We start from the raw sequence: 20668 nt of genomic DNA, 5'->3' as shown, positions 1-20668 counted from the left end.
TACCATGACCCGCCGTTACCTCGACATGAACCAGCACGATGCCCTGTACACGGTGGCGCGCAAGTACCCCGGCGGCATCGATGCGCTGGCGCGCGAGCTCGACATGTCCGCCAATGTCTTGCGCAACAAGCTGTCGCCCACGATCGCATCGCACTATCCGTCGTTCGAGGAGGTGTCGCAGATCGTCGAATGCTGCCACAAGGCCGGCGTGCAGGAAGCGCACCTGCCGCTGCACGCGCTGCTGGTGCGCCACGGAATGGCGGCGTTCGTCGTGCCACAGCCGGAGCAGGCGCGCCAGGACGACTTGTCGCAGACGGTCTGCCGCGTGATGAGCGACGTGGGCGCCGTGGCCGAGGCGGTGTCGACCGCCCTGCTCGACGGCACCGTCACCCCGGCCGAGGCCGACCTGATCGAACGTAAGTTCCATGCCGCGCTGTCCGCCCTGGGCGCCTGGCGCGCACGTCTGCGCCAGGAGACCGAGGCCGGCATCCGCTGATCAGGAACGCAGCCGGCGTTCGGGCGCCGCCGCCTGTTCTGCGCGGGCCGCACTGCGCAGCGAGCGTAAAAACAGTCCAAGCCCTCCGAAGGCCAGCGCGAGGATGCAGATGAGTTCAAACGCCGACATCGTGCGCAGCGACATGTTCACGGACGCGATCACGCCGAACACGAGGGCCGCGAAGGCGCAGATCGCCAGTAGCCAGCCCAGCACGTTGCGGGCGTTGTAGAAGATCGTGGCGATGCCGATCACGAGGGGAATGAGGACGATCCCGCCCGTGATGCCGTAGCCGCCCACGCCGAACAGGCGCGTGCCGAGGCCGAAGCTGGAACTCACCACCACGCTGTTGAGCAGCAGGTAGAAGCCCCCGCACATCAGGACCAGCCCCAGGAAGAACTGGCCCGTTCCTCCGCTCGTACCGCCCGCACCGTTCATTGTGTCCTCCGTCTTGTTTTTGTTGCGATGGCGACAACAATACCAGACTTTCCGGTCACATTGCCAGTGTGCCGGGCGGTAAAGCAACGGTTAAATTACCGGGGGGCGTCGGGCACCGGTTCGCCAAAATCCGGCATCCCGTCCGCGCGCCAGCGGATGACCTGCGCGCGCGTGTGGCGGTTCGGGTCGTGCAGCGAATCGCCCTGGATCTCGCGGTAGTTGCGCGCGTGGTAGACCAGCACGTCGGTCTTACCGTCCGGCGTCGTCGTGAACGCGTTGTGTCCCGGCCCCCACTGGCCGTTCTTCTCGCTGCTCCTGAAGACGGGCTCCGGCAGCTTGGTCCACGACTTCGGATCGAGCAGGTCGGCGTCCGCCGGCGCGCTGACCATGCCGAGGCAGTAATTCGCATCCGTCGCGCTGGCCGAGAACGTGACGAACACGCGGCCGTGGCTCACCAGCACGGCCGGGCCTTCGTCGACGGCGAACTTGACCTTCTCCCACGCGTACTCCGGCTTCGTCAGCAGCACGGCCGGGCCCTTGATCGACAGCGGCGTGTCCATCTTCGCCAGATAGATGTTGGTGCCCTTGCTGCCGTCGGGCGCCGTCTGCGTCCACACGAGGTAGCGCTGGCCGCGGTGTTCGAACGTGGTGGCGTCCAGCGAGAACGATTCCCAGCCCGTCTTGACCTGGCCGCGTTCGACCCACTCGCCCGCAAACGGATCGGCGGACGCGTTTTCCAGAGCGTACAGGCGGATTTCCCACGGATGCTCCGCGCTGCCGGCCGTGAAATAGATATACCACTTGCCGCCGATGCGGTGCATCTCCGGCGCCCAGATGTGCGCACCCATCGCGCCGGTCGCGTGCTTGCGCCACACCGTCTTCGCCGGGGCGGCACCCAGGTCGTCGAGGGAACGGGCGCGGCGGATCTCGATGCGGTCGTATTCCGGCACGGTCGCCGTGTAGTAATACCAGCCGTCCGGCTGCAGGCTCACCTGCGGGTCGGCGCGCTGCTGCACGAGCGGATTGTGGAATACGGGGTCGGCGGCGTGGGCCGGCGCGAATGCGGCCGCGGCACAAAGAACCAGCGCCGGCAGGGCGCGAAGGGCAAAGCGATACATCGGACCTCCAGATAAAACGTAGGGTGGGCGCCCCGCGCCCACGCGGACGTTTGCTTTCGCGCGGGCACGGGTGCCCGCCCTACGGCTGGCGGCGATAATCGCATGATAATCGGGTACCCCTCACCCGACCAATAGAATTTTTCGCGCGACCGATACGTTTTCAGCGCGTACGCTTGCGGGGCCTGTCGTCCATCCCCGCCTCGTCGACGTCGGCCGACGTCGACCGCGAGCGCTTGTATTCCAGTTCGCCCGCTTCGTCCGGCAGCGCCGGGCCGGAATACAGCACCGCGACATCGGCCAGCGCGCTCGCCCGGTCCGCACCGAACCCGGACAGGGACGTCAGCCGCAGCCAGCGCGCCGTGACGGTCCGCCCGAAGCGCACGGTCTGCGGATCGAACGTCGACGGGAGCGTCGGCCGGGCCACGTCGCGCCACGTCGTGCCGTCGTCGCTGGCCTGAATGGACCACTCGCGCACGTCGCCCTCGTGGTCGCGATGGTTCTGGCGCGGCATCAGCACGAGCCCGTCGAACGGCACGGCCTGCGCGAACGCGATCGTCAGCACCGGCTGCGGCCGCGGCGCATCGCCCTTCACCGCGACGAGACTGACCGTATTGGGGTCGCCGTCGACGGCGTTCGCCGCATCGGGCCACCCGCTTGCTGTCGCGCCGAGCTTTTTCATCACGCGCGTGTCGAACAGGCTGGCGCGCAGCGCGGCGGGATCGACGGCCGTCGCGGGCGCGAAGCGTGGGCCGGCCATGTAGTCCAGCAGCGAGCGGCGCAACTGGCGCGCGGCCGGGCGCTCGTCCAGGCGGGTCTCGAGGTCGAACGTGGCCACCATCAGGCGGCCGCTGCCCACCTTCGCCTCGAACACGGCGCCGAGGCGGTAGTTGCGGTTCCAGTCGTCGATGGGCTGGACGATGGGCCGCAACCCGGCCGGCAGGCGTTCGAGATTGAACGCGCGGGCGCCGGCCACCAGGTCGCTCCACTGCCAATCCATGTGGTCGGCCGAAGGAAAGCCCGCCAACGCGGGATGCGCGCGATCGATCCATAGGCCGAGCATGCGCGACCATCCGGGATTCATCAACCGGTTCCAGAACACGGGGACGTCCGCGAGCGGCGGCGACGTCCAGTCCAGGTCCGCCTTGCGCGGCAGGTACAGCACCCTGCCGCCCTGCGCCAGCCGCGCCTCGGCTTCCGGCCACGCATGCGTCACGAGCACACCGGCCGGGACGGCCGCGGCGACCTGCCCGGGATACAGCCAGAAGTTCCAGTCGTTGGCGATGTCGGTTCCGTCCAGGCCCGCGACCAGCCGGTAGTGCGCGGGCGCCGGCAGCCGTGCGAGGTCCGCCGCGACGCGGCCCAGCGGGATGTTCTTGCCGATCGGGATGTCGAGCGCGGCGAACCGCCCTGCGGCGACCGCACGCCCGGCATCGTCCTCGATGCGCCACCACGGCCGCGCACCGGCCAGCGGCTGCGCGCCGTAGTGCGCGATCTCCACCGGGACGTCGAACGCGTCGCGCGTCGTGTACACGGTGCGCGTCAGGCGGGCCAGCGGCACCGTCGCGCCGTTGAAGCGGCGGAACGCGTCGGGCGTCGCATAGCCTTTCGACTCCCAGAACGTATCGAGGATGCCGACGAGCGCCGTGCCCTGGCCCAGATAATCGTGCAGGTCCAGCAGCTGGTAGCCACTGAGGCCGCGCGTGCGCAGCGCCGCCTCGATCTCTTCCTTGTAGCACGCCAGCTGCCAGCGGCCGGAGGCCAGCGCGAACTCGCGGTTGCGGTCCAATACGCCGTGACTGCGGGCGGATGCGCGGAAGATCTCGTAGTTCCCCGGCCGCAGATAGCCCGTGAACTTGTCGATGATGGAGAAATCCGGATAGGCGACCCATTGGCCCACCTCGTGCGACACGACGGGCACGCGAATGCCATCCAGCGACGCCGCGTAGTCGCGCCCGAACCAGCCCGTCTTGTTGCGCAGCGGCTTCGGGCCGATGCGCTGCACCGCGAGGTAGTCGACACCCTCGTCGAGACCCGGCACGACCGGCTCCGTGTGGCCCGTGCCGTTCGTGTACAGGCGGCGCGGGTCTTCGGCGCGGAAGCGTGCAACCCACTTCGCGAACACGTCTTTCCAGTGCCCCGACGGTTCGTTGCTGGGACTGAGGAGCAGGAACGACGGGTGGTTCCCGTACGCGCGGATCAGGCGCTCGGTCTCGTCGTACAGCGCCTGTTCGATGGGCGAACCGGGCTCGAACCGGTTCCACATGCCCGGCTCCGGCTGCAGGTAGATGCCCACCTCGTCCGCCGCCTGGAAGGCCGCTTCCGGCGGCGTGAACGAGTGGAAGCGGACGTGGTTGATGCCCCACGCCTTGTTGATCGCGAAGATCTTCTTCCAGTAGGCGACGTCCGTCGGCGGATAGCCGGTGAGCGGGAAGTCGCCGCCGTGGTGCGTCCCGCGCAGGAACACCGGGCGGCCGTTGACGAGGATGTCCGTGCCGCGCGCCGCCACCTGCACGAAGCCGAACGACACGTCGCGCGCGTCGTCGGCGCCTGGTCCAGCGAGGCGCAGCTTCAGCGACTGCAGCACCGGGTGGAACTCGTCCCACGCCGGTGCGTCCTTCGGATATTGCACGCGGAATTCGGCGTGGCCGCCGTCCGCCGTCCAGCCCACGGGAATGCGCTGGCCATTGGCCGTGACGGTTCCCGCCCCGGCCTGGCCGCCGCCATTGCCGACCTTGAGCTTCACGAGCACGCTGCGGCTGGCCACGTCCGGAAACACCTGCGCATCCGCGATGTAGACGGGCGACGTCGCACGCAGCTCGGCCTTGCCGACGATGCCGTTCCAGCTCATGCCAAGCGAATCGGAGATGCTGTGCGAGTCCGGCCGGTAGGCCATCAGCACGCGCGAATCCACGCGCACCGTGATGCGGTGCCGGCCCGGCGCGAGGGGGCCGATGTCGTAGTCGTGCGGCGCGACGAGGGAGACGTCGGTACCCAGCGCGCGGTCGTCGATCCACGCGCCGGAACCCCAGCGGGGCCGTTCCAGGTGCAGCACGACGCGCTTGCCGCGCCAGGCGGCCGGCACCTCGACGTCGCGCTGGTACCATGCCGCGCCCAGGTAGTGCCGCGGCGGCTGGCTCAGGAACGGCACCTTCACCTGGCCCGGCTGCGTGAATGCCGCGTAGTCCGCGCGCAGGTTCCAGTTCTTGTCGTACAGCGACAGCACCCACGGCGTCCGCACCGTGATCTCGTCGCCGTAGCCCTGTGCGTTCAGGATGCCGGGGATGCGGATGCGGTCCGCCAGCGTGCGGCTTTCCCAGTGCCCGGCCACGCCGGCGTCGTCGCGGTCGAGCGCGAAGCGCCAGTCGCCGGCGAGGTCGATGGTGTCCGCCGCGCCGGCCGAAGCGGCCCAGGCCAGCGCGGCGATACCCAGCAGGTTCCTCATGCGTCAGCCGCCGAAGCGGAAATTCGCACCCACCATGATGCGACGGCCCGCGTAGCTGTAGTCGAGGATGCTCGGCGTGCCGTTCGAGAACGGTACGTAGGACCCCTGGCTGTTGCTGGTCGCGGCGTTGTTCAGGTTGCGGCCTTCCACGAAGACGTCGATCTCCGGCGTGATGCGATACCCGATCTTCGCATCGACGTAGCGCGTGGCGTCCCTGAAGTTTGGCGAACCCGGGTTGTAGGCGGGCGGACGGGTATTGCCGCTCGCGTTCGGGTAATTGTTCAAGCCGTTGCCGGTCCAGCCTGCGATGTTGGCGAAGTAGCTGGCGACCCCTTGCACCGCCACGCGCGCCGACAGGCGGCCATCGTCGTACCAGAGCGCCCAGTTGTACTGGAACTTCGACTCGCGCAGCGGCGGCATGGCGGTGCCGGTCAGCAGGTCGACGATGTTCTGCGTGGATGTGACGGAACCCAGCTTCGTATAGTTGCCGTCGAAGCCCAGGTAGCGCAAGGGCCCCGGCAGGAACGTGAAGGCGGTCTTGGTGTTGAATTCCCAGCCGGTGCGCGTGGTCGGCACGCCATTCTGGTACGTCGAGAACGAGAACGGCAGCTCGGCGAGCGGCTGGCCCGTGGTCGGGTCGGTGATCGCCAGGCCCAGCGTACCAGTGGAACTCTGCACGATGGCCGGACCGATGATGCCCTGCTGTTTGAAGTACGACAGCGAGAACATCGTGTCCTTGCTTGGATAGTACTCCGCGCTCCAGTTCTGGTTCAGGTTCTTCTGGGCCTGCAGCGCCGGATTGCCCACTTTCGACGTGCAGGTCTGGGTACCGTCCTCGCTCAGGCGTTCGTCGTAGCGGCACAGCCCCTGGGGCAGCAGGTACGTCACCGGCGGGCGGGCGACCGTACGGGCGCGGTTGTAGCGCAGCACGAGCTGGTCCGGCACGACCCACAACGCGAGGTTATAGATCGGCAGGAAGTCGTGGGTCGTCGCGTCGATCGCGGTATTGGTCGTCACCGTCACGTCGTTGACGCCGCCCGGCGCGTTCGGGTTGGCCGGATCGAAGTCCGCGTTCCGCGTGATCGACTGGAACGACATCTGGCCTATGCCGTGCACCTTGGTGCGGATGTAGCGGTACCCCAGGTTCCCTTCCAGATCCCAGCCAAACGGCAGAGATCGGGTCGTAAACGGGATGTGGTCGACGTGGAAGTCGCCCATGACATAGAGCGCCTCCGACCGCTCGCTCATGCGCGCCATCGGCTGGTCGTAGGTCTTGCCGTCCGAACCCACGCAGGTGTAGATGCAGTTCAGGTTCGCGTTCGGGACGCCTGAGAGCTGGAAGAGCTTCGGCACGTCGATATTCGGCCAGTTGGTCAGGGCGCTGCCGAACTGCCCGTTGGCGCCGTTGAAGAACGCCGTCTGGGTGATGTTACCCGTGATCGACTTGGCGACGAAGTCCTGGAACTGCTGCGGCGTCACGTATACCGTGCCCGAGCCCAGGCGGTTGTACCCGTTGCCCGGAACGTAGCCGTACTGGCACTTGTTGCCGCCCGCGCCCAGCGAACCGGCCGTGTCCTCGCAGCCGACCAGCGAACTGCGGACGATGGACGGCTGCACCCAGACGTTCGGGTCGCTGCTCGCCTGATAACCATTGCCGTAATTGCCGGGCAGCTTGTAGCGGGTGTCGCGGAAATTGAAGCCGGTCTTGAGGCGGGTGAAGAACGGCACCGACTCGGGCGTCGCCCAAGTCAGATCCGCCTTGGCCGTGCGCTCTTCCGTCTCGCTCACCACCGGGTTGTAGGTCAATTGCGGCTGCGAATAGGTCAGCAGAGGCTGCTGGTTGGCCGTATATGCCGGGATGGCGTTGATGTTGTTGCCGCCGGGCTTGACCGCCGCCGACGCCGCCGGTTGTACCATCTGCACATAGTTGGCGGGATTGTAGAGATTGAAGTTCGAGCCCGACGGGAAGTCGTACGCCCACAGGCCGTTCGGCTGCACCGACAACTGCGCCGCGCCGTATTTGGTGCTGAACGTCGTGCGGAACTGCTCGCTCGTGTACTTCGACTTCGCGTCGCCGACCAGCCACTCGGCCGCCAGGCCGCCACGCCGCCACTCGCCGCCGGTCTGGAAGTATTTGGTGATCGTCTTGCTCTTCTGGTAGATCTGGTCGACGCCCGCGCTACCGTCGCTGATCCCGAAGCTCGTGACGTGGTGGCTCGCGTCCACGGTCACGGTCGACGGATCGATGTTGGTGACGGCCCCCTGCACGGCCGGGTTGTTGGCGAGGTAGCTGACGTTGTTCGGGTACAGGTAGTAGCCATCTGCGTCCGGGGCGACCGCGCGCACGCCATTGGCGTCGACGAACGTCTTGGCCGTGTTGACGTTCATGCCGCCCAAGCTGAGGAACGAGGTGTTGTTCGTCGTGTCGCGCTTCGAATAGCTGCCCTTCAGGTAGACCGTCAGTTCGCGGTTGACCTTGAAATCGCCGCGCAAGTCGAGGTTCTGGCGCTTATCGACCTCGGTCTGCACCTTGTTGCGAATGAGCGAAGGGGTGTAGTCGTTCCACTGGTTCAGGCAGCTGATCAACTCGTTCTGGCGCTCGTTGACCGCGTTGTTGCGATTGGTGGAGCTCAGGTTCGCCAGCGACGCGTCGGCCGCGGACAGCCGCGGAAACGCCGCGTAGCATTCGGCCTTGGTCTTGGCCGCGGCCGACCTGGTCAGGATCTCGTACGGCGTGGCCGTCATGTAATTGCCGGTGCCGCTTGTGTACGGGTAGATGCCCACCGAGCCGGCCGCCGGCCCCGCCGGCGTGGTCGACGCCGGATCGGCCATGTTCAACGTGGACGGGTTATAGGTGAACGTCTTTTCCGGCGAGTTGTCGAAGTCGATCGCACGCGCATAGCCCGTGTTCGCGCTCGTCGCGACCTGCATCTGGTGCTGCTCGTTGGCCGTCGTCGACTTCGACGCGTTCAGGATCACGCCGAGGCGGTTGTCCATGAACTTGCGCGACAGGATGACGTTGGTGTCCGGTTCCCACTTCTTGTTCAGATTATTGGTGGTGCCGGCCACGCGGACGGAGGCGAACGGCTCCTTGAAGTCGAGGCCCGTACGCGTCTTGATGATGATGCCGCCGCCGAGCGAACCTTCGACCATGTCGGCCGTCGAGCCCTTGACGACGTCCACGCTCTTGATCAGGTCCGCGGACAGCTGGCGGAACTCGTTGCCGCGGCCGCTCGAGCCGGGACCGGCCGTGTTCGCGGACTGCACGGCCATGCCGTCGATCTCCACGCGCGTGAGGTCGGGGCCGTTGCCGCGCACGGCGACGGTCACGCCCTCGCCAAAGTCGCCGCGGTCCAGCGCCACGCCGGCCATGCGCGAAATCGCCTCGCCGATGTTCCGGTCCGGCAGCGAGCCCACGTCTTCCGCGACGATGGAGTCGAGCGCGGTGGCCGCGTTCTTCTTGCGGGCGATCGACGACTGCTGCGATTTGCGGGTCGAGACCACCACCGTGGCGATGCCGCTCGCGATCTCCTGGTTGCCCTGCGGCGCGGCGGCTGCGGCCGTGCCTGTGCCAGGCGCCTGCGCATTGGTCGCGTCCTGCGGCGGCGTGGCGTCCTGCGCGAACGCAGCCTGGCCCGCCATCAGGGATGCGACCGCCAGCGAGACGGCGTAGGCGAGGCGCGTGGGGCGAATGACCTGTCGGATGTCGTGCATTTTTCTGTCTCCTAGGTGGACCGCTGTGCGGTCTGTTTTTGTGTGGGTCGGCTTGAAAACAGTGTAGGGTCGTGTGCAGCCGCCGTGATATATCAGCAGGAAATACTCATCGGCGTGAGCGAAGTGCGTGCGCAAACACCACACGAACCGATCAACGCGGCGATTGCGATTCCTTTTTGTCGCCGATTCGCGCGTTTGCCGCATCGCTGGTTATCGCAACTCTCCGCCCGCGTGCCGCCCCGGCCGAATCGATCAATCCCGTGAGCGATTTGGCCACACGCGCCGCGCTATCCTTGACCGCACAACGAGGAGACACAATGAAGCCAACCATCATCCCTGCCCTGCTCTCGGTCCTGCTGGCGTCTTCCGTGCAGGCGCAGACGGACACCGTGGTCGTGAACGGCCCGCGCGCGCGGACCGGCGATCCCCATGCGATCAACGCGGCGAAGGACCGCATCCTGAACGGCCGGTCCGCATCGTCGTGCGCGTTCATGAACCCGTACAATCCCGCCTACGATCCGGTCACGACCGCCTACATGCGCGACTTCGGCCTGGACGACAGCATGTCGAACGACGTCCCGCGCGCCTCGGACCTGGCGCCGAACGGCGACGTGTCGAACCTGCCTTCCGCCACCGCGCGGGTCACGGGCTGCCGCGGCGTCGACTGGCGCTTCGCGGCGGGCCGCAACCGCATCGTCCGCAACGACAGGACGCTCGCGCTGGGCTACGAAGCCTTCGACAACAAGGACTACGCGCGCGCACTGGACATGTTCGGCACCGCATGGACGAAGATCGGCTACGACGACGCGGCGCTGATGCTGGCGCGGATGCACCTGTACGGACTCGGCACGGCAAAGAATGGCGCGCAGGCCGTCGCGTGGCTGGAAAAGGTGGACCACAAGCCGTACGACCCCGCCCGCGCCGACCTGCTGGCGCCCCGCATCGACGCCGCGTTCATGCTGGCGCGCATGTACGACCGCGGCATCGGCGTCGCACGCGATGCGGACAAGGCCCGCGCGTGGTACGAAAAGGCGGCCGGCTATGGCTACGCGCCGGCGCAATACCTGCTGGGGCTCGCGTACTACACGGCCGACGGCGTCCCGCGCGACCTGAAACTGGCGGGCGCGTATTTCGAGGCGGCGGCCCGCGCGGGCATCCCCGCCGCCCTGTTCGCGGCCGGGCGGATGCACGACCTGGGCGAAGGCGTGCCGGCCGATCCCGCGAAAGCCATCGTGTACTACAAGGAGGCGGCCCTGAAGGGCGACCCCGATGCCCGGTTCGCGCTCGGCACCTATTTCTACAGCGGCGAGGTCGTCGGCAAGGACCTCGCCACCGCGCGCCGCTGGTTCGCAGCGGCGGCGCGCCAGGGCCAGCCCGACGCCATGTTCAACCTGGGCGCGATGGCCGCGCACGGCGAAGGCGGCGCCAGGGATCCGGCCACGGCATACGTCATGTTCGACCTGGCCCGCCAGGCGGGGCACGATGGCGCGGCGGCCGCACTACGGGCACTGGCGCCCACGCTGACGGCCGACGAACGCAAGCGCGCCGACGCCGTGCTGCACCCGCCGCACGGCCAGGCCGGCTCGTAGTCGGCCGGCAGCATCATGCCGGGACAGCGGTCGTGCTGCGCGGGCGGTCCGGGCGGAACGGGATGCCGACGGCGCGCATCGCTCAGGGCCTTTCGTAGAATTCCGCCTCGACGATGGACAGCACGGCCGTCGACACGCCTTTCGTTCCCGTCGCCGTATTCGCCTGGTTGGCGACCTCCGTCAGCTTGATGCCCCCGCCCTCTTCCGCCCGGCCCGCCAGCTCGATGCGCACGGTGCGGCCCTGCACGGGCTGCAACGGCAGCGTGACGTAGCCGAGGCTCTTCGGCGTCAGGCCGCTCCATGCTTCCCGGCCATCGACATAGACCTTGAGCGGATAGCTGCGCTCGCGCCAGCCCGTCAATTTCAGCACGACTTGCGCCAGCCGCGCGGGCCGCGCGAGCGTATATGTGATCGCGGGCGTGGCGCCGGCCTGGCTCGTCCACGCCGTCGTCTCGTCGTCATCGTAGGACTTGCTCCCGTCCGGCGCATCGCTGGCGGTCACCGGCACGGCCACGCGCGACACCGTGAACGATGGCGTGGCGGGCGTCGGTCCGCGGTCCAGATGAAGGGGCGGCGCGGGCGGCAAGGCTGCGAGGCCATCCTTCAGGGGCACCGGCTTCGACTCCAGCACCACTTCGGCCGGCGCAAGACCTTGCGCGCGGGCGCGGACGACGATGCGCCCCGCCTGCGGCGTCGTGCGCAGCAGCACCCGATTGACGCCGCCCTCCACCGGCAGCGAGCGCGCGAGGACGTAATTGTCCGGCCCCTGCGCGATGCCGCCGCGCCATTCGGCCGGGCCCTGCACGTCGAAGTCGACCATGTCCAGCGCGAGCGGATGGCGGCGCCCGGCGGCGTCGACGACTTCCACCTGGACGAGGGCCATGTCGGCGCCGTCGGCACGCAGGCCCTGCGGCGACACGATGGGCGTCAGTTTCAACGCGACGGGCGCGCCGGCGGTGGCCAATGTCGTTTCGCACACGGGCTTGCCGTGCGCGTCGTAGCCGATCGCTTTCAGTTCGCCCGCCGCCCACGCCACCCGGTCGAACGTGAACAGGAAGCGCGCGCTCTGTACGGCCGGTCCGACCTCCTTCCCGTTCAGGAACAGTTTTACGTGGTCCGCACTGGAGACGACCGTGACCGGCTTGACGGTGCCCGCCGGGTAGTTCCAGTGCCCGACGATGTGGGCGCGCGGATGCTCGACGTCGACCCAGCCGTCCCACATGACCTGGTGCGCGTAGAACGCATCCTTCTCGATGCGCATGGCGTCCACTTCGCCGCTGCGGCGGTAGTTCTCAGCCCCGCGGTGGTGCGTGTTCGAATCGGAGAACACGATGTTCACGCCGCCGCTCGACACGCGCGTGCCGGTGCCGGGACGCGCGCGCCAATAGTCGTACCAGCGCTGCACGTCCTCGATGGCGAAGCTGTCCTGGTTGCGGTTGTAGACGCTCGCGTCCTGGCCCTTGTACAGCGGCCCGTCGCCGTCCCTGTGGTACGGCGGAGAGAGGTCATCCCAGTACTTGCGCAGCGCCTCGTCGCGCGCATACTCCATCGCCCACATCGGCATGCCCGCGCTCTTGTTTATGTACAGCATCTCGCCGCCGTATTCCGCGACGTGCTGCAACTCCCGGCTCAGCATCTCGCGGCTGCCGGCCGCGCGGCCGCCGTGCGGGTCGAATTCGTCGCGCAGCGCCTTCATCGCGCGCATGTGGTCCGCACTGACGCCCTTGTTGCCGCTTTCGTAGAACACGATGCTCGGGTTGTTGCGGTGGTAGACGATGGCATCGCGCATGACGTCGATGCGCTGCTCCCAGCGGCGGTCCTTCACGTCCGCTTCCGAGTCGCCGGCCGGCATCGCCTCCATCATCCCGAGACGGTCGAGCGATTCCACGTCCTGCTTCCACGGGGTCACGTGCATCCAGCGGATCAGGTTCGCATTGCCGGCCAGCGCCAGGCCATTGCTGTAATCGGACAGCCACGCGGGCACGGCGCTGCCCACCGCCGGCCATTCGTTCGTCGTGCGCTGCGCATAGCCGTGGACCTGGATCACGCGGTCATTCAGTTCGATCATCCCGTTGCGGAACGCCGTCTTGCGAAAGCCCGTGCGGGTCGTGACCGCGTCGAGCGGCTTGCCGTCGACCTCCAGGGTCGTCACCACGTCGTACAGGTAGCCGTAGCCCCAGCTCCAGAAATTCAGGCCCGCGACGGGCGCGCCGGCTTTCAGCGTGACGGTGGCGCCGGGCGCGATCGTCTGCGCGGGCGCACCGAAGCGCGCGACGCGCTTGCCGTCCTTATCGCGCAGCTCGACCTCGTACGCGACCCTGTGCGCCCGCGCGGAATCGTTGCGCACCTGCGATTCGGCCGTGATGGTGGCCTTGCGGTGCGGGATGTCGAAGTCGCGCGCATACACGTACACGCCGGTCGTGCCGAGGCTTCCGTACAGGGGCAAGGTCTGGTACACGGGTTCGGTCACGTGCAGGCGCACGTTCTTCGGCAGGCCGCCGTAGTTCGCGAAGAAGTTCTTGTCGTTCCACTGGAAGCGCTGGCCCGTCGCCTGTTCGCGGTAGTCCCAGCGGTTGTCCGTGCGGACGGCCACGACGTTGTCGCCGTCGACGAGCGCCGCCGCGATCTCCACGCCGAACGCGCCGATGCCGTTCTCGTGCAGCGTCACGCGCCTGCCGTTGACGAACACTTCCGCCGCCTGGCGCGCGCCTTCGAATTCGAGGAACACCTTCTGGCCGGGCTTCAGGCCGGGCACCCGGAAATGCTTGCGATACCAGGCGATGCCCGTCGACAGGTCGGCGATGTCCTTGCGGAAGGCGTCGTCCTCGTTCCACGCGTGCGGCAGGCTGACGGCCTTCCAGCCGCTGTCGTCGAAGGCGGGACGCGCGGCGTTTGCCGGGTCCCCGACCGTCAGCTTCCAGCCGGGATTGAAATCGTACAAGGCGCGCGCGGCATGCGCGGGGACGGCCGCGGCGAGCGCCAGCAGCAAGGCAAGACGTAGGTTCATGGAGGTAGGATCGGGGTGGAAGTCGCTAAAATACTAGCAGTCCGGTATCCGACTTTTTCGTGCCCTGGCCAATTACTCAACACGATGAGCGTTGGTCCGGACTGGCCAACGGGCCGGGAACGCTGTTAGCATTGCGGCACGCGGGCTCGCCCCGTGCCGCTTTTCCCTTCCCGTATCAACGACTACAAATGACGAAACCATTCAAACGCATCCTGTTCACCGGCGCCGCCGGTAACCTGGGCCGCCGCCTGCGCGAGCGCCTGCACGAATTCGCCGACATCGTGCGCCTGTCCGACGTGGCCGACTTCGGCCCCGCCGCGCCGCACGAGGAAATCGTCCTGTGCGACCTGGGCGACCGCGACGCCGTCATGCGCATGTGCGAGGGCGTCGACGCCATCCTGCACTTCGGCGGCATCTCCACCGAAGAGGAGTGGGCGCCGATCATGCAGGCCAACATCCTCGGCATGGTCAACCTGTACGAAGCCGTGCACAAGCTGGGCATCCGCCGCGTCGTCTTCGCCAGCACGAACCACACGATGGGTATGTACAGGACGACGGACCTCGTCGACGCCACCATGCCCCCGCGCGCGGACGGCTATTACGGCGTATCGAAAGTGTTCGGCGAAACGCTGTCGCGCTATTACTGGGACCGTTTCGGCGTGGAGACCGTGTGCGTCCGCATCGGCTACTGCTGGCCGGAGGCGACGAATTACCGCCAGATGGTCACCTGGCTGTCGCTCGACGACCTGATGCAGCTGCTGCACCGCTCGCTGACGACGCCGCGCGTGGGCCACACGATCACGTTCGGCATCTCGAACAACGAGGGCCGCTGGTGGGACGACCGTCACGCTTCCTTCCTGCGCTACAAGCCGAAGGACAGCTCGCAGCAGTTCGCGGACAAGCTCCCGGCCGAGGTCCAGTATCCGCCGGCGGACGACATCACGACCTTCTACCAGGGCGGCGTGTTCCTGCACAACGGGCCGAAATACCGGCCCTGAGCACGGCTTGGCGTACCAAATGTCGCCTGACGTCCGACCACACTGCCGTGCGGGTTTTTTTTGCAAACTTGTCAGACAAGTGAGTCCGCACGGCTATAATCCTAGCCTGGACCCACTGTGTACAACGCCCGCATGAACTCGCCGACCGCCCTGCTGCCCGCCCGCAAAAAATACCGCAACCTCGCCCAGGGTGTGGTGGAAGAATTGAGCGCGCGCATCCGCCGCTCCGAATTCAACCCGGGCGACAAGTTGCCGCCGGAATCCGCGATCATGGAAGAGTATGGCGTGAGCCGCACGGTGGTGCGCGAGGCGATCTCGCAGCTGCAGGCGGGTGGGCTCGTGCAGACGCGCCACGGCATCGGCACCTTCGTGCTGGAACCGCCCGCGACCACGCTCGGCATCGGCACGGACAGCGTGGTGACGGTGCGCGACGTGCTCGCGATCCTCGAACTGCGCATCAGCATGGAGACGGAAGCCGCGTGGCTGGCCGCGTCGCGCCGCACCGAGGAACAGGTGGCGCAGATGGGCCAGGCGCTGGGCGAGATGCAGCGCGCGCTCGAGAATGGCCGCACCTCGGTCGAGGCCGACGTCCGCTTCCACCAGCTCATCGCGGAGGCGACGGACAACCGCTATTTCGTCGAGCTGCTGGGCCAGCTGGGCAGCGCGATCATCCCGCGCGCCCGCCTCAACACCCCCGGTCTCGGCGAAGACAAGCCGGCCGACTACCTCGAACGCGTGAACCGCGAGCACGAGGACATCTATAAAGCGATCCTGCGGCGCGACCCGGAAGCGGCCCGCGCCGCGATGCGCACCCACCTCTCGAACAGCCGCGAACGGCTGCGGGAAGCGCAGCAGCGGCTGCAGGACCAGCCGCGCGCCTGATCAGCGGTACTGCAGCGCCACCACCTGCGCGCCGCGGCGCGGCTTGCCGGCCAGCGCCGGACGGGCGGACGCGGCCGCCGGCACCCGTTCCAGCGTGAAGATGCCCACGGCCTGCAACAGCGCCTGCGCCTGTTCCTTCAGGCTTTGCGCCGCCGCCGCGGCCTCTTCGACGAGCGCCGCGTTCTGCTGCGTGATACCGTCCATCTGGTGCACGGCGCTGCTCACTTCCGCGATGCCGTGACCCTGCTCCGCGCTGGCGCGGGCGATGTCGCCCAGGATGCCGGACACCTGGCGGATCGCATCCATGATCTCGTCCATCGTGCTGCCCGCTTCGTCGACGAGGCGGCTGCCCGTCTCCACGCTGTGCACGGAGGCGCCGATCAGGTCCTTGATCTCCTTGGCCGCGCCGGCGCTGCGCTGCGCCAGCGCGCGCACTTCCGCCGCCACCACCGCGAAGCCGCGGCCCTGTTCCCCGGCCCGCGCCGCTTCCACGGCCGCGTTCAGCGCGAGGATGTTGGTCTGGAACGCGATGCTGTCGATGACGCCGATGATGTCGGCGATGCGTGCCGAGCCATCCTTGATGTCCCCCATCGTCGACACCACCTGCGCCATCACGTCGCCGCCCTTGCCGGCGACCGTGGAGGCGCGCGCCGCCAGGTCGTTGGCGTCGTGCGCGTTGGCCGCGTTGCGCTGGACGGTCCCGGTCAGCGTCTCCATCGCGCTGGCGCTCTCCTCGAGCGCCCCAGCCTGCGCTTCCGTGCGTGCCGACAGGTCGGCATTGCCCGTCGCGATTTCATCGGTCGCCGTCGCCATGTTTTCCGTGCTCGTGCGGATCCTGGCCAGCATGTCGTGCAGGTTGCCGTTGATGGTGGCGATGGCCCCCATCAGCCGGCCCACCTCGTCGTCGAACTCCACGACGACTTCGCCCGACAGGTCGCCCCCGGCGATGCGGTCGGCCGCGGCAACGGCCTTGTTCAGGTTGCGCATGATGTAGCGGTAGACCATGTACAGGGCGGCGGTCGTCGACACGAGCGACAGGACCATCAGCGCGATCGCGGCCGTCATCGCGCTGCCGGTGGCCTGGTGGGCGTCGGCGACGGCGGCGCCGGTGCGCTCGTCGAGCAGGCGCAGGAAGTCGTTCAGCGGCACCATGATGCGCGCCTTGTTGCGATGGTACGCGGCGTCGTGCATGATCGCCCGCGCGAATTCCGCATTCGGCTCGTCCTTGCGGGTAAATCCGCCGCGGCCGTCGTCGAACAGGCCCTTCACGGCGTTCATCGCGGCGACTTCGGTCTTGACGAGGGCGTCGGACACGTCCTGCGCCTCTCGCAGCTTGGCGAATTCCTGTTCGCTGAAGCCGGCCTTGCGCATCAATTCCTGCAGCGGGACCGCCTGGCCGCTCGCTGGCGGCACCGCGACGCCGCCCGCGACGAGATCCCAGTAGATGCGCTCATAGTGCTCGGGCCGCGGCCTGGTGCCGTTGCGGATGGCGAGGATGTCCTGGTATTGCTGTTCGTAGCTGCTGTCGCCCGTGACCACGTAGGTGCGGGCGAGGCGCGTGAGGTCGTCGGAGCTCTGGCGCAGTTCGTCCGCCAGCAGATACGACCGGTAGCGCGACTCGCTCGCCTCCGTCGCGCGGCTTTGCGCGACGGACACGCGCTGCAGCGCGGCCAGCATGAGGCCGGCCATGACCAGGGTCAGGGCCAGCAGGGTGATGAAAGTTTGTTTGATCGTAAGATGCCGCATGGTTGTCTCCTCCTCGACATCTACAATCTATCCAAATCTCACCGGGTAAAATAGTGGGAAAGCATGAAAATCGGAAATATATTCTCTGAAAGCAATATTTGTTGCGCTGGGACATCGTCGCTCCCGCGAACGCGGGAGCGACGGTTGCTTAAAACGCCATCCGAACACCGGCGCGATAGGTGCGGCCGATCACGTCATACAGCGCCGGATTGATACCGATACTGAGGTTCGTCTGCGGCACGAGCACCGGCCCGCGGTCGGCCAGGTTGTCGATCTTGAAGTACAACATCGAGTCCTTCGCGAAGGTGTACGTCGCACCGAAGTCGATGTAAGTCGCGCCCGGCAGGTGATTGTCGTAGATCGTCGGATGCGCCGCGGTCGGCACCGGGCAGTTGCTCTGGCACTCGATGAACTCGTTGCTGAACACACCGGCGCTGACCCAGCGCTCGGTCAGGCTGACACCCAGCTTGCCGTTGTCCCACGACTGGGTCACGAGCGCCTTCCACTTCGGCGTGCTGCCCGCCATGTTGCCCGCGCCCTCGCTCGGCGTCGTGCCCGGCACGCCCGGGTCGGACACCGAGTGGATCGTGCGCGTCGCCATGCCGCGCAACGTGAACATGCCCGGCAGGCCGTAATCACGCAGGTTCGTGCGGTACGCCGTCTCGATGTCGACGCCGCGCGTGTGCAGCGACGCGAAGTTGAAGCTCTGCGCCAGCACGTAGTTCGTGCCGGCCGCACCGTTGATCGACACGGCGCTGCACACGTTCTGGTAGCCCGCGTAGCACAGGTCGACCTCCTGCTGGGGACCCAGCGAGTTGATCACGTTCTTGACCTTGATGTCGTAGTAGTCGACGGACAGGTTGAAGCCGCGCGCCCAGGCGGGTTGCGAGAGCACGATGCCGAACGAATTGTTGCGGGCCACTTCCGGCTTCAGGTCCGGGTTGCCCACGTTGCGCTGCTGGATCTGGATGGACGAACCCTGGTTGTTGTTGACGGCCTGGTTCGTCACCGTCATCGCGGCATACAGCTCGGACAGGTTAGGCGCGCGCACATCCTTGGAGCTGACGGCACGCAGGCGCAGGCCGTCGACGGGCGTCTTCCACGTCGCGCCGATCTTCCACGCGCTCGCATGGCCGGCGGTGCTGTATTTTTCTTCGCGGTCGGCGATGTTCAGGTTCGCCTCGCCCCACGTGGCCGACTTCAGGAACGGGATGTTCAACTCGAGGTAGGCTTCCTTCACGTTGAACGCGCCGCGGCCGTTGTGGTAGTTCCCGGCGAACCAGTTGTCGCCGCCGGTCGACAGCGTGGTGTCGAGCGGATAGCTCGGGCCGTAGCGCGACTGCAGATCCACGCCGGCGCCGTACGGGTCGCCGACCACCGAATAGTCCTCGCGGCGCCATTCGAAACCGGTGGCCATCGAGATCGGCCCGGCCCAGCCTTCGGCCACGTCGCCGTGCACGTTGGCGCTGACGACGTTCTGGCTCGAATCCGTATGCTGCATCGGCCCGTTCTGCGGCGCGATGTACGACCAGCCGGCCATGTTGATCGGCACGTCGCCGAAGATGTTGATCGGCTGGCAGCCGTTGGCGCGCGCGTTGGCGTCACGGCAGACGATGTTGCCGCTGGCGTCGCGCACGGCATCGATCGCGTAGTTGTAGCGGCGGTTCAAGGTGATGTCCTGCACGTGGATGACGGTCGTGTTCTCGCCATGTTCCGCGTACGCGTCATACGACCAGTCCTTGCCGAACAGCGTGAAGCGGCCGTCCGCACCGACGACGAAGCGGCGCTGCGTGCGCGTCGGGAGCACGGAAATATTGGCGGGGAATTCCGCGTTCGCCGTGCCGACCTGCATCACGCCGTTCGGATAGCCGGACGCGCAGCCTGCCGCGATCGACGCCGGCAGGTAGGCGTTGTCGCACTTGATGCCGAGGTTGGCCTGCTTGGCCGCGCCCGGGTTCGGCGAGAACACGGATTTCACCTGCGCCCAGTTGCCCGTCACGTAGATCTCGTTATCGGCGTCGAGGTCCCACGACACGCGCGTGTACGCGACCTGGCGCTTGAAGTTCATCGCCAGGTTCGTGCCCGCGCCCACGCTGCCCGCCAGATCGCCGCCCACGCAGAAGTTGCCGACGCAATTCGACCCGTACTGGAACGGGTACGGCGCGCCGCCCGGACCGAATGCCGTGCCTTTCAGCGGGCCGTCCGTGATCAGGCCGTACTTCGCATACTGGATGTGCTGCGCGTGCTGGATGCTTCTGTAGCGCGGCGCGCCCGCGGCCTGCATCGCCTTCGTCGATTCCTGCAGCGCCGGGTTCTTGTACCAGCTGCGGCCGTTCGCGCCCACTTCGCCGAAGCCCGGCGAATCGATGCCGTTCTCCTTCGTGAACTCGCCGCTCGCCGTCACGTGCAGGCGGTCGTTCATGAAGCCCCTGCCCCACGCGGCCTGCAGGGTGCCGTTCTTGTCGTCGTGGTACTTCGTCATGCCGCCTTCGGCATTGAACTTGAAACCGCTGAATTTTTTGTCGGTGATGAAGTTCACCACGCCGCCCACCGCATCGGAACCGTACGACGCCGACGCGCCGCCCGTCACGACGTCCACGCGTTTTACCAGCAGTTGCGGGAACTGGCTGACGTCCGTGACGCCGGTGACGTTCGCACCGACGACGCGCTGGCCGTCCAGCAGGGTCAGGGTGCGGATCGTGCCGAGGCCGCGCAGCGACAGCGACGACAGGCCCTGCACGCCGCTCGACGTGCTGTACGTGAACGTCGTGCGGCCCGTGCTGCCCTGCAGGGCGGGCAGTTCGGCCAGCGTGTTGAACAGGTTCGGCTTGGCGGATTTCGCCAGGTCGTCGGCCGTCAGCGTCGTCGTCGGCGTCGGCTGGCTGAAGCCGCGCGCGGCGATGCGCGAGCCGGAGACGACGACGGTGTTGACGCCCTCCTGGGGTGCGGCCGGCGCCGGCGCGGGTGCCGAAGCGGGATCGGCGGGGGCGGCGGCGGTCTCCTGGGCATGGCCCGGGAGGGCGAGGACGCCGCAGGCGCTGGCGACGGCGAGGTGGATCAGGGTCTTGCGGAACTGCTTTGGCATGGTGTCTCCGTTTTTGTTTTATCGGTGTGGTCCGGTTGCGAACCGCGATGCCCGGCAGGGTGCTCTCTTCACCTCATCCCGGTCCGCTGCCTCTGCTTTACGCGGTGGTAACGCTATCTGTTACCGCTATCATTGCGTAAAATGCATTTTGAACCG

General features: G+C 67.4%; 11 protein-coding genes. 4 read left to right on the top strand and 7 right to left on the bottom strand.

Going from position 1 to position 20668, the window contains the following annotated elements; translation table 11 throughout:
• The first annotated feature begins 4 nt into the window (after positions 1-4).
• Positions 5-496, top strand: a complete 492-nt coding sequence (locus ACL58G_RS18475; RefSeq protein ID WP_413338951.1) for a phage regulatory CII family protein — start codon at positions 5-7, stop codon at positions 494-496.
• Here ACL58G_RS18475 and ACL58G_RS18470 read toward each other — a convergent pair whose 3' ends face one another.
• The 4 genes from ACL58G_RS18470 to ACL58G_RS18455 all read right to left on the bottom strand — a co-directional run bounded on the left by ACL58G_RS18470 (position 497) and on the right by ACL58G_RS18455 (position 9205).
• Positions 497-931 carry a hypothetical protein gene (locus ACL58G_RS18470; protein WP_413389043.1) on the bottom strand — a complete coding sequence of 145 codons (435 nt, stop codon included), beginning with the start codon at positions 929-931 and terminating at the stop codon, positions 497-499.
• Positions 932-1026: 95 nt separating this feature from the next.
• Positions 1027-2049 carry a glycoside hydrolase family 43 protein gene (locus ACL58G_RS18465; protein WP_413389044.1) on the bottom strand — a complete coding sequence of 341 codons (1023 nt, stop codon included), beginning with the start codon at positions 2047-2049 and terminating at the stop codon, positions 1027-1029.
• Positions 2050-2209: 160 nt separating this feature from the next.
• A complete protein-coding gene (locus ACL58G_RS18460) occupies positions 2210-5491 on the bottom strand; it encodes a discoidin domain-containing protein (protein WP_440962727.1) in 3282 nt (1093 codons plus the stop codon).
• A 3-nt stretch (positions 5492-5494) separates the two neighbouring features.
• Positions 5495-9205, bottom strand: a complete 3711-nt coding sequence (locus tag ACL58G_RS18455; RefSeq protein WP_440962726.1) for a TonB-dependent receptor — start codon at positions 9203-9205, stop codon at positions 5495-5497.
• A gap of 317 nt (positions 9206-9522) precedes the next feature.
• Here ACL58G_RS18455 and ACL58G_RS18450 point away from each other — a divergent pair, with 317 nt between their 5' ends.
• On the top strand, positions 9523-10794 hold the full coding sequence (locus tag ACL58G_RS18450) for a tetratricopeptide repeat protein (RefSeq protein WP_440962725.1): 1272 nt from the start codon (positions 9523-9525) through the stop codon (positions 10792-10794).
• 82 nt (positions 10795-10876) lie between these two features.
• Here the strand turns inward: ACL58G_RS18450 and ACL58G_RS18445 are convergent, their stop codons facing one another.
• Positions 10877-13801 carry a glycoside hydrolase family 2 protein gene (locus ACL58G_RS18445; RefSeq protein ID WP_440962724.1) on the bottom strand — a complete coding sequence of 975 codons (2925 nt, stop codon included), beginning with the start codon at positions 13799-13801 and terminating at the stop codon, positions 10877-10879.
• Between the two features lie 188 nt (positions 13802-13989).
• On the opposite strand from ACL58G_RS18445, the gene ACL58G_RS18440 reads away from it, so the two are divergent.
• Both ACL58G_RS18440 and ACL58G_RS18435 read left to right on the top strand, forming a co-directional pair.
• Complete coding sequence (locus ACL58G_RS18440) at positions 13990-14799, top strand: NAD-dependent epimerase/dehydratase family protein (protein WP_413343743.1); 810 nt, start codon at positions 13990-13992, stop codon at positions 14797-14799.
• Positions 14800-14931: 132 nt separating this feature from the next.
• Positions 14932-15681, top strand: coding sequence for a FadR/GntR family transcriptional regulator (locus ACL58G_RS18435; RefSeq protein WP_413343741.1), 750 nt, complete (start codon positions 14932-14934; stop codon positions 15679-15681).
• Here ACL58G_RS18435 and ACL58G_RS18430 read toward each other — a convergent pair whose 3' ends face one another.
• Together ACL58G_RS18430 and ACL58G_RS18425 are read right to left on the bottom strand one after the other, a co-directional pair.
• Positions 15682-17427, bottom strand: coding sequence for a methyl-accepting chemotaxis protein (locus ACL58G_RS18430; RefSeq protein WP_440962723.1), 1746 nt, complete (start codon positions 17425-17427; stop codon positions 15682-15684).
• A 148-nt stretch (positions 17428-17575) separates the two neighbouring features.
• The gene (locus ACL58G_RS18425; RefSeq protein ID WP_440962722.1) at positions 17576-20512 is read right to left on the bottom strand and encodes a TonB-dependent receptor plug domain-containing protein; all 2937 of its coding nucleotides are present in this window, start codon (positions 20510-20512) and stop codon (positions 17576-17578) included.
• Positions 20513-20668 lie beyond the last annotated feature (156 nt).

The sequence above is a fragment of the Massilia sp. GER05 genome (genome assembly GCF_052056005.1).
Classification (GTDB): domain Bacteria; phylum Pseudomonadota; class Gammaproteobacteria; order Burkholderiales; family Burkholderiaceae_D; genus Telluria; species Telluria orientalis.
This window is presented reverse-complemented; position numbering and strand designations above follow the sequence as displayed.

Excerpts from the sequence above, each read along its gene's own strand:
- ACL58G_RS18475 (WP_413338951.1), top strand. The coding sequence starts at position 5 with ATGACCCGCCGTTACCTCGACATGAACCAGCACGATGCCCTGTACACG.
- ACL58G_RS18470 (WP_413389043.1), bottom strand. The coding sequence starts at position 931 with ATGAACGGTGCGGGCGGTACGAGCGGAGGAACGGGCCAGTTCTTCCTG.
- ACL58G_RS18465 (WP_413389044.1), bottom strand. The coding sequence starts at position 2,049 with ATGTATCGCTTTGCCCTTCGCGCCCTGCCGGCGCTGGTTCTTTGTGCC.
- ACL58G_RS18460 (WP_440962727.1), bottom strand. The coding sequence starts at position 5,491 with ATGAGGAACCTGCTGGGTATCGCCGCGCTGGCCTGGGCCGCTTCGGCC.
- ACL58G_RS18455 (WP_440962726.1), bottom strand. The coding sequence starts at position 9,205 with ATGCACGACATCCGACAGGTCATTCGCCCCACGCGCCTCGCCTACGCC.
- ACL58G_RS18450 (WP_440962725.1), top strand. The coding sequence starts at position 9,523 with ATGAAGCCAACCATCATCCCTGCCCTGCTCTCGGTCCTGCTGGCGTCT.
- ACL58G_RS18445 (WP_440962724.1), bottom strand. The coding sequence starts at position 13,801 with ATGAACCTACGTCTTGCCTTGCTGCTGGCGCTCGCCGCGGCCGTCCCC.
- ACL58G_RS18440 (WP_413343743.1), top strand. The coding sequence starts at position 13,990 with ATGACGAAACCATTCAAACGCATCCTGTTCACCGGCGCCGCCGGTAAC.
- ACL58G_RS18435 (WP_413343741.1), top strand. The coding sequence starts at position 14,932 with ATGAACTCGCCGACCGCCCTGCTGCCCGCCCGCAAAAAATACCGCAAC.
- ACL58G_RS18430 (WP_440962723.1), bottom strand. The coding sequence starts at position 17,427 with ATGCGGCATCTTACGATCAAACAAACTTTCATCACCCTGCTGGCCCTG.
- ACL58G_RS18425 (WP_440962722.1), bottom strand. The coding sequence starts at position 20,512 with ATGCCAAAGCAGTTCCGCAAGACCCTGATCCACCTCGCCGTCGCCAGC.